Origin of the sequence: Alkalibacillus silvisoli, from assembly GCF_039521975.1 — a bacterium.
GTDB lineage: Bacteria > Bacillota > Bacilli > Bacillales > Alkalibacillaceae > Alkalibacillus > Alkalibacillus silvisoli.
Genome location: NZ_BAAACZ010000018.1, coordinates 151,376 through 166,841, shown reverse-complemented (window position 1 = coordinate 166,841; position 15,466 = coordinate 151,376). Strand labels below are relative to the sequence as shown.

13 protein-coding genes are annotated in these 15,466 nt (G+C 36.8%); 4 read left to right on the top strand and 9 right to left on the bottom strand.

Annotated elements, in window-relative coordinates:
- The first annotated feature begins 48 nt into the window (after positions 1 to 48).
- Positions 49 to 3,108: an efflux RND transporter permease subunit gene (locus tag ABDZ63_RS11630; protein WP_343783692.1), complete on the top strand. Its 3,060-nt coding sequence runs from the start codon at positions 49 to 51 to the stop codon at positions 3,106 to 3,108.
- A gap of 44 nt (positions 3,109 to 3,152) precedes the next feature.
- Here ABDZ63_RS11630 and ABDZ63_RS11625 read toward each other — a convergent pair whose 3' ends face one another.
- The 4 genes from ABDZ63_RS11625 to ABDZ63_RS11610 form a co-directional block, all read right to left on the bottom strand.
- Positions 3,153 to 3,443 carry a 4a-hydroxytetrahydrobiopterin dehydratase gene (locus tag ABDZ63_RS11625; protein ID WP_343783691.1) on the bottom strand — a complete coding sequence of 97 codons (291 nt, stop codon included), beginning with the start codon at positions 3,441 to 3,443 and terminating at the stop codon, positions 3,153 to 3,155.
- Positions 3,444 to 3,445: 2 nt separating this feature from the next.
- Positions 3,446 to 3,898, bottom strand: a complete 453-nt coding sequence (locus ABDZ63_RS11620; protein WP_343783690.1) for an SRPBCC domain-containing protein — start codon at positions 3,896 to 3,898, stop codon at positions 3,446 to 3,448.
- A 290-nt stretch (positions 3,899 to 4,188) separates the two neighbouring features.
- Positions 4,189 to 5,598 carry a sensor domain-containing phosphodiesterase gene (locus ABDZ63_RS11615; protein WP_343783689.1) on the bottom strand — a complete coding sequence of 470 codons (1,410 nt, stop codon included), beginning with the start codon at positions 5,596 to 5,598 and terminating at the stop codon, positions 4,189 to 4,191.
- A gap of 150 nt (positions 5,599 to 5,748) precedes the next feature.
- Complete coding sequence (locus ABDZ63_RS11610) at positions 5,749 to 7,455, bottom strand: PrpR N-terminal domain-containing protein (RefSeq protein ID WP_343783688.1); 1,707 nt, start codon at positions 7,453 to 7,455, stop codon at positions 5,749 to 5,751.
- A 211-nt stretch (positions 7,456 to 7,666) separates the two neighbouring features.
- On the opposite strand from ABDZ63_RS11610, the gene ABDZ63_RS11605 reads away from it, so the two are divergent.
- The 3 genes from ABDZ63_RS11605 (at position 7,667) to ABDZ63_RS11595 (ending at position 9,883) form a co-directional block, all read left to right on the top strand.
- Positions 7,667 to 8,203 carry a GbsR/MarR family transcriptional regulator gene (locus ABDZ63_RS11605; RefSeq protein WP_343783686.1) on the top strand — a complete coding sequence of 179 codons (537 nt, stop codon included), beginning with the start codon at positions 7,667 to 7,669 and terminating at the stop codon, positions 8,201 to 8,203.
- Between the two features lie 12 nt (positions 8,204 to 8,215).
- Entirely contained in the window at positions 8,216 to 8,881 is a 666-nt protein-coding gene (locus ABDZ63_RS11600) for a cysteine hydrolase family protein (RefSeq protein ID WP_343783684.1), read from the top strand.
- A 111-nt stretch (positions 8,882 to 8,992) separates the two neighbouring features.
- Positions 8,993 to 9,883, top strand: a complete 891-nt coding sequence (locus ABDZ63_RS11595) for a glycine betaine ABC transporter substrate-binding protein (protein ID WP_343783683.1) — start codon at positions 8,993 to 8,995, stop codon at positions 9,881 to 9,883.
- Positions 9,884 to 9,993: 110 nt separating this feature from the next.
- On the opposite strand, the gene ABDZ63_RS11590 is transcribed toward ABDZ63_RS11595, so the two are convergent.
- From ABDZ63_RS11590 to ABDZ63_RS11570, 5 genes are all read right to left on the bottom strand, one after another.
- Complete coding sequence (locus ABDZ63_RS11590; protein ID WP_343783682.1) at positions 9,994 to 10,857, bottom strand: MurR/RpiR family transcriptional regulator; 864 nt, start codon at positions 10,855 to 10,857, stop codon at positions 9,994 to 9,996.
- 21 nt (positions 10,858 to 10,878) lie between these two features.
- Positions 10,879 to 12,255: an aspartate aminotransferase family protein gene (locus ABDZ63_RS11585; protein WP_343783681.1), complete on the bottom strand. Its 1,377-nt coding sequence runs from the start codon at positions 12,253 to 12,255 to the stop codon at positions 10,879 to 10,881.
- 245 nt (positions 12,256 to 12,500) lie between these two features.
- Positions 12,501 to 13,115, bottom strand: a complete 615-nt coding sequence (locus ABDZ63_RS11580; protein WP_343783680.1) for a DUF6241 domain-containing protein — start codon at positions 13,113 to 13,115, stop codon at positions 12,501 to 12,503.
- A 239-nt stretch (positions 13,116 to 13,354) separates the two neighbouring features.
- Positions 13,355 to 14,692 (bottom strand): serine hydroxymethyltransferase, encoded by a 1,338-nt coding sequence (locus ABDZ63_RS11575; protein ID WP_343783679.1) that lies wholly within the window; start codon positions 14,690 to 14,692, stop codon positions 13,355 to 13,357.
- A gap of 14 nt (positions 14,693 to 14,706) precedes the next feature.
- Entirely contained in the window at positions 14,707 to 15,363 is a 657-nt protein-coding gene (locus tag ABDZ63_RS11570) for a GntR family transcriptional regulator (RefSeq protein WP_343783678.1), read from the bottom strand.
- Positions 15,364 to 15,466 lie beyond the last annotated feature (103 nt).

The following is a 15,466-nucleotide window of genomic DNA, read 5'->3' as shown; positions in this document are numbered from 1 at the left end:
AATGGAAATTGTTGGTTTGAAACATTTTATGTAAGGGGATGTATGTCTATGGACTGGTTGAAATTTATTATTCAACGGAAGATTTTAGTTGGTTTACTTGTAGCGTTTATAGTTATGGTTGGTAGCTACGCTGTTACTAAATTAGACAGAGAGTTATTACCAACGATTGATATGAATGGTGCAATTGTTGAAGTAATGGCAGGTGATATGCCTGCATCTGAGGTAGAGAACTCAATTACCAATACCCTTGAATCACAACTACAAGGGATTGATGGAGTTGATGGTACTTATTCGACAACCAATGTCGGGCAAACTACTATTCAAGTAGCATTTGAGGGTAGTGATGGAGACGACATATACAACGAGATTGAATCAATTGCTCATGAGTCAGCTTTAGAAAACCATAATATACAAGATGTTTTCGCTTTTCGTATGAGCACTGATCAAGACTACGAATTTTTCCTAGATATTTCTGGGGATGATTTAGCAGAATTGTCCACCTTTGCAACCGAGATTTTAGAACCTCGCTTAGATCGCTTACCAGAAGTTAACAACATTTCACTAGATGGATTATTCGAACAAGAATTAGTTATTGAGTTTAATCGTGAAGACGTAAACGAACACGGAGTTGAGATTGATCAAATCATCAATATTATTAACACGACTAATGATGAATCTGTGTTAGGTGAGTTAAAAGATGATGATGACTCTCCTACATTACGCTGGGATACACAATTGGAGTCAGCCCAAGAAGTAGAAAACCTTCAAATCCCATCTCAAAATGGTTATGTTTCCTTAGATGAACTAGCAAATATTTCAGTTCAACCATCTCAAAACACTTCCTACGTTTGGAAAGATGGTGCTAAGGACTTTATTTTCATTCAAATTGGGCGTGTACCTAATGTGACCCAAATTGAGATGGCAAGCGCCGTACGGTCTGAAATAGAAAACGTCCATCAAGAAGGTTTAGTCGACGGCTTTGAAGTTAACGAATTAGTTGCACAAGCCGATTATGTAGAAAATTCATTGGACGGTGTGACACAAAATATATTAATAGGTGGTGCTTTAGCGCTAGCCGTATTATTACTGTTCTTACGAAATATTAGAGCAACATTCATAATCGGGTTAACCATTCCAACTTCAATATTATTAACGTTTACGGCGATGTGGCTATTTGACTATAGTTTCAACATGTTAACATTAATTGCTCTAGGTTTAGGGGTTGGGATGATGATCGATTCTTCTATTGTCATACTAGAATCCATTTACCGTAAAAAAGAGCAAGGCTTTGAAAAACTTGAGGCTGTCATGAAAGGAATCAAAGAAGTAGCTACAGCTGTCATTGCCTCCATGTTAACGACGATTGTAGTATTCTTACCAATCGGATTGCTTGGTGGAGACGTGGGTCAATTCATGATCATCCTATCTTTTGTTGTGGCCGCTACTTTAATTAGCTCTGTCGTCGTTTCATTTACTTTGATTCCAACACTGGCAGAACGCTTTTTAAACGTTAAAGATTCACAGAAAAATAAACAAGATGGATTAATCTTACGAAACTATGGAAATATCATTACTAAAATTGTTAAAAGAAAACGAAACAGCTTAGCGGTAATAGCTATTTTTATATTAATGTTTGTGGGGTCATTATTTTTAGTTACTCGCGTTCCAATGGCCATAATGCCTGACATGCTAGACCGTTACGCTGAAATTATGATTGATGTTGAACCAGGTTTATCTGAGGAAGAACAAGATGAATTAGCCCAAGAACTTAATGATTCTCTAAGTTCCATTCAAGATGTCGAATCTAACTATCTTATGGAATACAGTGGCATCTATTTCCTTATGATTAATATGACGAAAGATGACGAGATTACTAGAGAGCAAGATGAAGTCAATGAAGAGATCTTCACGACATTAAGAGAATTATCTGATTCACAGCCTATTAATAGTGTGCAAGATGCGATGACCGGTGGCGGGGGCGTTCAACCCGTACAAATTAACCTCGAAGGAGACGAATTCGATCAACTGTTAACTATCTCAGAAGATTTCATCGATGAATTAGAAGGAATTGACGGAATAGTTGATGCTAGGAGTTCAATTGATAGAACTTCAGTTGAAGAAGTTATAGATATAGATGAGGATGCTGTTCTAGATGCAGGTTTAACAGTCAATCAAGTTAAACAATTTATAGAACAATCTTTCATGCATATGAATGTCGGCGAAATGTCTATTAATAATAGTGATATACCAATTAGCGTTAGGTGGAGTGATACAACAACGACCCAATCAGACTTCCTTGATTTAGCCATAACAACTCTAGATGGTAATGAGGACCTATCGAACTTTATTGAACTCAACCAAGTCGAGGTCCCTAATCAGATCTCACGCATAGATGGTGATCGGTTTGCTTCGATCACTGCTGACACCGAAGGTAGAGACTTAGGTTCAATCAATCGTGATGTCCAAAGTTTAATTGATGATTACAACGCACCTGATGGTTACAGTCTGTCAGTCGCAGGGGATTTAGAGCAACAACAGGAGCTCATGCAAGAAATGCTGATTATTATCGGGATCTCAATTTTCCTTGTTTACTTAGTTATGGCTGTTCAGTTTAACCACTTGTTCCACCCGTTGATTATTATGTCTGTTATTCCGATGACAATTGTCGGAGTCATACTTGGATTATTTATCACACAACAGGAACTAAGTGTATTATCTGCCATGGGTATTGTTATGTTAATTGGAATCGTCCTTAACAACGCTATTTTATTCATCGACAGAACAAATCAATTACGTCGTTCCAATTATTCAGTTGAAACAGCACTCGTTGAAGCTGGTAAAAACCGTATTCGACCAATCTTTATGACGAGTTTAACAACTGTCGGTGGAATGTTACCACTAGCTCTAGCAACTGGCGCTGGCGGTAATTACCAGGCACCGATGGCAACTGTTATTATTGCAGGTTTACTATTCTCAACGTTGATCACTCTTATATTAATCCCAGCTGTATACAAACTTTTCACTTTCAAAAGGGCTAAGGCAGGTAAGAAGCGTAGAAGACGTCGAAATAATCAAACACAATTAGATGAATCACAAGCTGTAAGTTAAAAATGAGCACCTAGTTTGGGATTAACCAACTAGGTGCTCAACTGTTACTTAACATCATATAATTCATCACAATATTTCGCTAACGTCGTATCTTTCTCTGTTAAGCCACCTTCATCCCAAGAAGTCCATTTTACTGTCACTGTTTTATAATCAATGACAATATAAGGGTGGTGGTCTTTAGACTCAGCTTGATTCGCAACTTGCCTTACAAAATCGACACCGACTAAATAGTCATCAAATTTAAAATCACGCTTTAAAATTCGACCCTTTTCTAACTCCCACTCTAGTAAACCTTCTAAAGCACTTTGAACATCAGCATCTGACAATTTTGCCAATATTAAGCCTCCTCATTTAAATCCTTCAATTCCTCAATATATGATTTCACATAATTTAAATGTTCCCCATCTTCTTTAATGATAATCCTTTTAATCAAAGGTTTATAAATTAAATTTCTCACTCCAGATGTTTTAATATTCCCTGTAAAAGAAACCATAGTTCCTTGGTCCACCTCTGAAAATGTATAATCATAAGTCAAGAAGAGCTTGTTTTGTTCACTCTTTACAACGAAACGTTTATTTGATTCGCATTGAATAACTTCCCATGCATTTTGAATGTTTTGTCCACTAACACTTCTCGTTTCAATAATATGGTCTCCTACTTGCAAAGCTTCATTTTCAATTTTTATGTCTAAAACATGGTTAAGTTTTTTGACTGCATATTCATATCGCGTTATGACTTGAAATACTTGTTCAATTGGCGCATTAATGGTTACCTCACGATTGAAACCCATCTTACTCCCCCTAGATCAACTTCTATTTCTAACTCAATCTTAACACAGTCACTTCAAAATAATATAAATATTCTAAAATATCCTTATAGCCTAAAACAAGGTGGATGAAGTGCTGCTTAAGCTATGAACTTCTAATACCTTGCGTTAGATGAGCCGTTATGCGGGTGGATCATTTTATCGACGTTCGGGAGTTTTATCAGCGCTCAAGACTTTTGATGTAGCGATATCGAAACGTAAAAATCTTAAGCGAGTTCAATATGATCGTTCGGATTTTCAATTAAAACTAATGTTCATGCTAAATCTTCTCTATTTAACACTTTCACACCCTTAATATAGTGTCTAAGTTCTTCGATTCCCAACGGTTTATGGAAATGATACCCTTGGAAGAGTTCGCAGTTCAATTGTTTTAACTCCTTAAGCTGACATCCCTCTTCAATTCCTTCTGCTACTACTTTTAAATTCAATTCATGTGCTAACTGGATAATAGTACTGCAAATTGTACGGTCGACTTTATTATCTTGAATGTTTCTAATGAAAGAGCCATCTAACTTAATGACATCTAAAGGTAAATGTCTTAAATAATTTAAGGAGGAATAAACCGTACCAAAATCATCAATCCATACTTGAGCTCCCAAATTACGTACGTCATTAATGACATATGCTGCTTCCTTTAAATTAACGACTAATGATGTTTCTGTCACTTCAATCGCTAAAAGCTCTGGTGGGAAAGATGTCTTCTCTAACGTTTCTTTCAACTCTTTAATATAGTGACCTTTTGTGATGTGTTTTGCTGAAACATTAACGGTTAATATAAATTTCTGTCCTAATTGATCCATCAATTGTTTCATTTCATGACAAGCGTACTCACACACATAACGATCAATTTCATCTACAAACCCTTCTTCTTCTGCAAAAGGGATAAACTTATTAGGTGGAATCGTTCCTTGTTCAGGGTGTGGCCAACGTACGAGCACTTCAAAACCGTAGACTTCTCCATCACCATTCATGATTGGCTGATAGTGAGGTCGAATCTGCCCTTCTTCAATCCCTCTTCTAATCATGAACATATACTTTTCACGATCTGATAATGTTACTGGCCATTCCACTTTACCCAGATCTTTATATGCATCATTTAAACTAACATGACTTTGGTTATTCGTTTTATTATAATTTGAAATTATTAAGCTGATCAATTCTTTGAATGATCGAACAGTCTCCAATTCATCTTCTTCTGGTTCTTTAATATGTTTAGAATACATCGCAAATACACCTGCGATTTGGTTAGTTTCAGGTGTATAAATTGGGATTGACCAACAAGACTTTAAACCGAGGTCATTCACCGCATGCCTAAACTGATCCCACTTCTCATCATCCTTAATATTTGATGTAATCACCATTTCTTGACGCGAAACCGCTGTACCACACGTTCCCATTCCATCATACAGCTCAATCCCCGTATAATAATCACATAATTCTTTTGGTAAACTGTGTGTGACACCACCGGTAAAATGGCTTCCAGTCTCATCTAATAATAAAATAGTGCCTTTAGTAGACTCAAATCGTTTTTCAAAAAACTTAAGTGCCTTCTCTAAAACATCTTTAAGTGGCACACCATCACAAATATACTCTGTTATATATTGATAGCCCTCTACAAACTCTTCAGGGCTTAAGACATAATGATCCTGATTATGATGACTCACATACGAGCCTCCTAACTATAATTCTGAATAACTTATATTAAAATTTGATATTCTTCGACAATTTACTACATAAGTAAATTCTACTACTAAATAACTACTATTGAAACAGGTCTTAAGTTCTAAGGTTAATCCATTTTATAACAATTAAGCTTATGCTTTCTTTAACTTTCTCCATAAAGTAGATCGATTAATCCCTAATCGTTTCGCTGCTTTCGACTGGTTATAATTCTCCTCTTCTAAAACAGACTGTATAACTTGAATCTCGATATCTTCAAGTGTTCCTTCTAATTGATAGACAGAGTTCGAACGCGATTCATACTTCTCTTGAAGATGCTTTCTCACATGCTCAGTCTTTAAGACATAACCCTTTATGGCTAAGACAACGGTTTGGATAAATGACCTCAATTCTCGTACATGACCAGGCCACTCATGTTTAGCTAGTTCAGTAGCCACATCGCTTTGTACCTTAATTACACTAGTACCTAAGTTTTGATGGTAGTGAGCGGCAAATAATGTCACTAATCCTTTAATGTCTTCATGCCTACTCCTTAATGGTGGGACGAATATTTCCAGTGCCTGATAAGATAACTGAGAACTAAATAGGTGTAGCAATGATTCATTAACAGAAACGATGACTTTCTTATTAGACTCTAAGGCTTTCTTTAAAAACCGACCTAATATATCAAACCTGTCATGAGCTAACTGTGAGGCATGGCGTAAATAAATGGTTCCAACATGAGGTGCTAATAATTCATCTAAATATTCATATTGACAACGGTTTAAATCGACTTCTAGTAACGCACGTCCAGATTGACTTAAATCATGCATGTAGTGTGCTAATACCCCTCTTCCAGCACCTGCTTCACCTACTAAGAAAAACAACTGATGTGATTCAAGCCCACTATGAATGACTCGCATGACCGCATTCATTGCCTCACTATCAGCTACAACAGTAGGCCTTTGCTTCAAATATACCGTATTAACCCAAGACAGTTGGTTTAACAACTCATCATTACGCTTGAAACTTAACAAATAATAAGCGTTTCCAACATGTTCTAAAGTCTCTGTTTTAATATCAATTTGTTGCCTACCTTTAATATAGTAACGCCAGCTAACACCACTTGTGATGTTAATCTCTTTAATATGCTGTACAATTTCATCATGTTCTAAAGGACAACGATCAAAAGAACCCCATACATCTAGTAACACTTCACCTTGTGGATTGACAACCATAAAATCATCATATTTATGACGAATGATTTCAGTTAACAAGCTAATCTTTGTAAAGTTCCATTCATAAAAATTATACTGAGCTTTAGCAAGTTCTATCGCATCTAAAATGGTTTCACGACCTGATTGAATAAGAAAGCTTTCAAGACCATGGCGCAAAGCCGCTCCAACCGTACCAACATCCCCGATAATGATTTGATAACCTAAGCTTCTTAACTCACTGACTGTTGACTCTATTTCATCAACGGAATTAATCGTATATAAATCAACTGATAAATCTAATATATCAATAACAGCCTGTGCCCCCATTGTCATGGTTGGGTAACCAACTAATGCTTTATTCCCTTTAAAGTCCTTAGCCATAGTTAAAACTCGCAACAAATCATAACCAGACATAGAAACATCAATTACAGGAATATCAGTCATGTGCCGTAACAAAAGCGCTGTTCCTGCTCGACTAATAATGACATCGTAGCCTTCTTGCTCAGCACGGCAACCAATCAAAGCCCCTTCTTCCATATTACCGACTTCAATTGAAAGCTCTAACCCTTCCGCTTCTTCTCGACACTCTTCTATTAAGGGAACCATTGAACTGTACGGCGCAATAAATTTTACTTTTATGCTCATTTTTACAACACCCCAGCAATCATCTTATGTTGAACACACTCTATACATTGCAATATACAACAAAATCAAAAATAATTCGACTATTTGCTGTTTTTTTCTACAATACTATATTAATAACCACACCACCCCCTTGACAAAAATAATAATATGTTTAAAATGTATAATATAAATTAAATAAATTGATTACCTTTTTGAAAGGTGGATTTAACAAATGAATGAAGACTTGGCGCAATTACATGAGTCTGAGGACGTCATGATCAGTGCGATTGCTCAGTCCATGACTGTATATGGGGTGACACCTTCTGTTGGGCGTATTTATGGTGTACTTTATTTCTCTTTTGAACCTATGACTTTAGATGAAATAAAAGATCAAGTCGCCATGAGTAAAGGCAGTGTCAGTAATGGAATTCGAGAGTTAATGGAAACTGAAATGGTGACTAAAGTTTGGAAGAAAGGTGAACGAAAAGACCATTTCATAGCTGAGAAAGACTTCTTAAGAAACTTCATTAACTTCTTTGTTAAAACGTTACGGCTTGAACGTAATTTAATTAACAAAGCAATTGAACAAACCGAACCAACCATTACTGAAATAGCTAATAGTTCAGAAGATGATGAAGCACTGCGAATCGCGAATCGTGACCTAGAACTGATTCAAGAATCAAAACAGTATTTAGATTGGCTTATGCGTGTAGCTAATTCAATGGAATCAGGGGATATTTTTGAACATCTACCTAAGAAAAAGACATAAAGGAGATTTGTTATGAGGACAAGCGATTCAGCCTTAGTTTTAATAGACTTACAGAAAGAATCAAACTTTGGCTTAAAAAACATGGAAGAAGTAATCAAAAATACAGAGAAGCTACTACCAGCTTTTCGAGCGTCTAATATACCTATTATTTATACAAGACAAATAAACCGTGCCGATACGATCGGCTTATCTAAAGGTGAGCCATTAAATGATGATGGGACACCTTATTATTACAATGCTAATTCGGACCAAATCGAGATATTCGATGAGATTAAACCGAAAGAAGATGAAATCGTCATCGATAAATACCGCTGGAGTGCATTTTACGAAACAAGTCTAGACTTAACCCTAAGAAGTCTAGGTGTTAAACACCTTTATATCGGCGGTGTTGTCACAGATGGTTGCATGATGACTTCTATTTTCGATGCGTATTTTAGAGATTATCAAGTTAATTTAATTCATGATATGTGTACAGCTAGTAATGAAGGGGCCCACCAGTCAGCGATCTTAACGATGACGAATTGGGTTTATAATATGAAGATTTACAAGTCAGATCAGCTTATTAATAAATTAAATGGACAATCACACCACTTCTTTGAAGCTGATCGTGCTGATTCTATGCAGTTCACTAAAGACACTATGGAAGAACAATATAATAAAATTGTTAATTCATTATAGTCATCTAACCGCTTCAGATGAAAGTTAGTTCTAGATAAATAAAACAATCACTTAGTTAAATCACTAGACAATCACTTAATCTTATTAACAGAAAGGGAGTTTTTGATAAACATGAAGAAGTTTATTGCAGTAACAGCAATGATTACAATGTTAGTACTTCAAGCTTGTGGTGATACTGACGGTAATGGAGATGAAGGTGCAGAGGAAACAGAGGAAAAAGGTGAGATCGTTTTCGGTCAAACATCTTGGACAAGTACAGAAGCACCAACAGAAATTGCTAAGCAAATTTTAGAAGAAGTTGGCTATGATGTTGAAATTACATTACTAGACCAGCCTGTTATTTGGGAAGGTTTAGAAAGTGAGGAGATCCATTTCTTTATGGATGCATGGCTACCCTATACAGAAGCGGCATTATGGGATGACTATGAAGACTCATTACAACAAGTCGCAACAAGTTATGAAGAAGTTCCATTAGGTTGGGTAGTTCCAGAATATGTTGATGCTGATACAATCGAAGACTTAGAAGGACGCGCTGACGAATTCGATGGTGAGATTGTCACAATCGGTGAAGGTGCTGGAATTGTTGAATTAACGTATGACGTATATGAAGATGAAAACTATAATTTTGATGGTTATGAAGTTACGCCAACTAGTGAAGCTGCTATGTTAGGTGTCTTAAACAACAAGATTTCAGATGAAGAACCATTCATCATCACTGGTTGGAGACCACATTCCATGTTCTCACAACACGACCTTAAGTTCTTAGAAGATACACAAGGTCATTTCCAGTATGACAATGTTTATGTGCTATCTTACCAAGGAATTGAAGACCAACCAGAATATGAAGAAGCATATAACATCTTATCTCAATGGAGCATTGATGTTGATGATTTAGAAGACATGATGTATGACTACGAGCAAAACGATGTTAGCTTTGAAGAGTCGGCAGCAGAATGGATTGAAGAAAACCGTGACACTGTCGATGAATGGGTTAATCAATAAGTGAGCAACTTCTCCTAAATATATAGTGTTTAACCGAACAACCCCGCAAACTTAAAATGTTTGCGGGGTTGTTCATTTCGACATTTCCTCGGAAATATTGATTAAATTCCTCATTTATGACCTGACTCATCACTAAAAATATTAAAACGATCCCAAACGCCTTCTAACTCTTCTAAATGCTGCTCAATCTCTTTACGTTTACGCCGCCCCACTGCTGTTATTAGTGCATTTATTAAACTGAGTGGCGCAACAAATGAATCAATCAATGATGACATGTCACTTCTAGCAGTCAAAGATATATCCGCATATGGAACGAGGGGGGATAATTTATTGTCTGTAATTGCAACGACTTTCGTTCCGCGATCTTTAGCAAAGGATAGCGCTTCGACTGTATTTTTGGTATATCGAGCAAAACTTAAACCAATGACGACATCATCTTCATCAATCCGGAATAACTTCTCAGAAACACCATGTGGATTGCGAATTAACTCTGCGTTCTCTAACATGACATCAAAATAAAACTCCAAGAAAGACCCAAGGGACACAGCACTCCGATTAGCTACAATGAATATACGTTTCGCATTCACGATTAAATCAACAGCTTGATTAAAATCTGCCATACTTAACTGTTGTGTCATTTCTCTAATTCTTTCAACATCTTCTTCAAACATATCTAACGTGGCTTGGTCTTCTTCATCATAAATATCCTCAGAAAGCTTTAATTGCTCCACAGTCGTTAGCTGTTTTTTCATCGCTTCTTGTAATGCCTTTTGAAACTCAGGGTACCCACTGTAACCTAAATAAGTGGCGAAACGATACACCGTCGCTTCGCCAACTCCTACTTGTTTTGCCAGCTCGCCAACTTTTAAGAAAGGAACAGAGTTCATATGACCTAACACATACCTTGCTATTTCACGTTGAGATTTACTCATATTTGGAAGTTTATCAGTAATCACCTGATATAAATCTGCCATATAAACACCATCCCTATCAATCTATTTCAGTCGCTTAATTGCTTGTTGATGTGCGTCAATAGTAGCTTTAATGTCTGCTTCACTATGAACGGTACTGATCGAATAACGATTACCAGGTTTCGTATAAATGCCTAAATCCAACAGTTCATAGTCTATCCTTTTACGGAAATCTAAATCAGCTTTACTTAAATCGCGATAGTTTTTCACTTTTTCATCTGTAAATACTATATTAAAAATACTCCCCATGCCAATGGTTTGCATCGTAATTGAATGGCGGTGATATAGATTTTCTAACTCGTTTCTTAAAAGCTCTGTTTGTTGAAGCAATCCTTTCATCGTAAGCGGATCCTCTAATACTTCAATCGTTGCAAGTCCTGCTGCCAATACTGTTGGATGACCATTATAGGTCCCACTATGAAACAATGCACGATCTGTCGCTTGTTGATTACCGCCAGATGTTAAAATATCCTGACCCTTTTCAGGTGACATAAGATCCATTATTTCAATCTTACCACCTAACGCTCCAACAGGGAAACCACCACCTAACACCTTACCTAATGCTGTTAGGTCAGGTTCAACACCATATAACGACTGAGCACCACCAACCGTTAAGCGAAAACCAGTTTTCACTTCATCAAAGATTAATATAATCCCTAATTCAGAAGTAATCTGCCTTAATCCTTTTATGAATGATTCATCAGCCGAAATAAACCCACCTTGAACAGGCTCTAAAATAACAGCAGAGATTTCATCTTGCTTTGCTCTTAAAATTTTCTCAGTAGCTTCTAGGTCATTAAAAGGTAAAACGACTGTATGTTCTAGGTAATAATCAGACATACCACTAGACTCCGCTACTGAATTCGGACTTGTTGGTTCACCAGCACCATTAAGGTCCGGATTAATACTGACTAACATTTGATCATATCCACCGTGGTAATGACCCTCGAATTTAGCCACTTTATGCTTTCCTGTGTAAGCCTCAGCCAAACGAATACTAAGCAAAGTCGCCTCTAAACCAGAGTTTGTAAAGCGAATCTGATCCATACCTGGAAACAAGTCGACTAACTTTTGCGCCATTTGATACTCTAAATTATGCGGCGCACCAAATACAAAAGAACCACACTGCTCCATTTGTTTATAAACCGCTTCTTTCACCCTTGGATGACCATGCCCTAAAATTAAGGCACCATAACATAATAAATAATCAATATACTCGTTACCATCAATGTCTATTAACTGACTTCCAGATGCTCGGTCCATAACAATTGGATGAGGTGCGAAGTGTTTAATATTAGCCGTCACCCCACCTGGAATCACTGATTTGGCTTGCTCATAAGCCCTCGCTGACCCACTTACCTTATCTTCAAAATTCATTTCTCTAATAACATGTGCACTCATTTTCCACACACCTTTTGTGAAATATTTATTTCATATAATTATCTATATGATGATTTTATTTCATAATGCAGGTTATTTCAAGTAAAATGAAATATTTTTTTCATTTTGTGTGTGGGGTGTGGTTCGGGGGCTAAAGAGCAGGAGCGGAATCGGGCGAACGCTTAATTAATTAGGCGTTCGCCTGATTATTAAAAAAATCGCCTGATTCTAAAATAATCAGGCGATTTCATTTGAGGTTAACCACTTTATTCCAAATGCATACTGCGATAGTCATCGTAAGCTGCTTCATCTTCTTCTATATGCGCTTCTATATAAGCTTGTTCTTCCTCTTCACTTAAGACCCCAGTTGCCTTGCCGATCTCTCCATTTTGCATTCTCCAAATCGTGTTATGGTCTTCATCCGCTCTTGAAAAGTCGCCTTCTTTAAAGCGCGTCAAAATATCAAGATAGACCCCTGCATCTTCACCTAATTCATCTTGTGAACGCTCAATCCCTTGAATTAACCATTCAATCCGCTCATCAGTTATTAGATAGAAACCCCTTTTTACACTTGCTTCAACTTTTTGGTGAGACATTTTATGAATATAGTCACGTACTTGGGCGTAAGTGAGCTCTGATTGACTAACTGAATCGCCAAATGGATTAAGCTCCACATCTGGGGCTTCTCCTTCTCCTTCAACCTCGTCTTCTATTTCTTCTTCTCTGCCAACATTTTGCTCAACTTCCAACGTCTCTTCATCTTCTTCAGCTTCAACATCGTTAGATTCTGTCTGATCTAAATAAATAACGACACCAAAAAACACAACGAAACTTAACAATATAGCTAGTAAACTACCAATAATCCATCTATAAATACTCATAAACTTCCTCCACTAAATCCAAACTACAAAGAGATTCATAATTTCTAGTGTCTTACTTACTAAACTAGCCATAATATCATGAAATATGCAAATAGCATGAGATTTATTACACCTACAAAAGGTTTTCCTCTCTTAGGAAAAACCTTTTAAGTAGCAGGTTGAGATCATTTCAAATCAGTCTGTTTCTTACTTACAACTTAATTTTAACGCCTATTTATTTTATATTTAGACTATATTTATTATAACGAATAACAATAATATAATCTTTGAAAAGAGTACCTCATATTTACAACTTTCCTTTGAACTTTATTAGTTGGTTGTTCACCTTTAATCACATCGGCGATTAACTTAGCAATATCCGCCATTTCCTTTTCCTTCATCCCTAAACGGGTTACTTCTGTTGTTCCAATCCTTAAGCCACTTGGTTTATCCCAATCTTCCGGTCTGTCTTTTGGAATCAGGTTTTTATTGACTATTATATTAGCCTCAGCTAATTTGTTGGCTACATCATAGCCGCCACCAAAACTACTGACATCTGCAATTACTTGATGAGTCTCTGTATAACCTTTATGCCCACCCATAACCGAAACACCTTCATTTTCAAGAGCTTGAGCTAATGCCTTTGCATTTTTTACAATTTGAGTCATGTACTCTTCACCAAAAGCTAAAAATTCTGCTGCTGCTATTGCTAATGCCGCTACACGATTCACTTGATGAGTAGCTGCAAGAGTAGGAAAGATTGATTCTGTTACCGGCTCAGTTAATTCTGGGTCATTCCATAAAATAATTCCACTTTGTGGACCACTAAATGTTTTTCCAGCAGAACCTGTTACAATGTCAGCACCTTCCTTAAGAGGGTCTTGAAACAAACCAGCCCCAATTAACCCTAATTGATGAGCTCCATCAAAGAAAACTTTTCCTCCCCATTGGTTTACAATCTCTGAAATCTCTTTAACTGGCAATGGGAATAAAGTCATCGAAGCGCCTAGTGAGACTAACTTCGGTTTAACCTCACGAGCAACTTTTTCAAAGGCGGCCAAATCTACTGTCAAGTTCTTATCATCCATTGGTATATCATGAATATTGAGTCCACGAACACCAGCAGGCCCATCATAACGGTTACTAGAGTGCCCACCAAATGGTTGAGTAAGACTCATAATATGATCACCAGGTTCAGCTAACGCAGAATAAACTGTCATATTCCCTACCATGCTAGCAACTAATCTATGATCAGCATAGTTTACTCCAAATGCTTTTTTTAGTAACTCCATACAAAGTGCTTCAATTTCATCAATATATTGTGTACCAGCAAACCAACGTTCTAACCTTCCTATATTCCCTTCAGCTGCTCTCGTACCGACTTCAGATGATAATAAGTCACGAACTATCGGACTAGTAGGCGCTTCAGGCGCTAATAAGTTCAAACACTCTTTACCACGCCAAATTTCATTTCTCCTTACTGAATTTAATACTTCATCAATAACAAGACGTTGAGACGGCACATTATCAATCGTATTCTTTGCCCACTCCAAAACATTGATATCATGCACTTCCTTGCTTCTTTCTGTCACACTCATCTTTTACAAACCTCCTATTTTTGAGTTAACAACTCAAACAAACTCATCCAATTTTGTTTAACGAGGTCTGATACTTTGTTTAAATTTTGGTGATTGCTAGCTTCTATTATTAGTTCATGATCACTCACTGAGTAAATACCTTCAACTGAATTAAACTTCGCAAATTCTAAACGGCGAATTTTGGGCTCAACAGGTTCTAGAGCTCTAATAATTTCATCATTACGAGATTGTTCCAAGAAAACATTGTGGAATTGATCATCACACTCAACAGCACTGATTAAATCATTTTCTCTAAGGCTAAATTCTAGCCTATGATTAATCTGACGTAACTCTAATAAATCTTGCTCTCGCAAGTAATAACACGCTTCACGAGCTGCTAGTGCGTGTAACGTGGCAACCACAAGAGTTGCTTGTTTCACCTCCTCTTCGTGAATTTCAGCTACGCGGGTAAATGATCCTGGGCTTGTAACTACTAATCCCTCATCTTCTAAACGTCTTAAAGCTTCTCTTACAGGTGTTCGACTAACTTGGAATTTCTCTGCCAATTCTTGATCCTTTACCTTTTGACCGGGTTCTAAATCCAATCGAATAATAGCTGTTTTAAGTTGATGATAAACTTGTTCTCTTAATGATTGACGTTGAATTGTTTTAAATGAATTTTGAGTTCCCATAAATCCAATATATTGCATAACAACTAAAAAATGAAGGGTTTTCTTTTACTTTTCTTTCCAAAAATATCGACATTTTCAAACATACTAAAACGGTTAACCTATC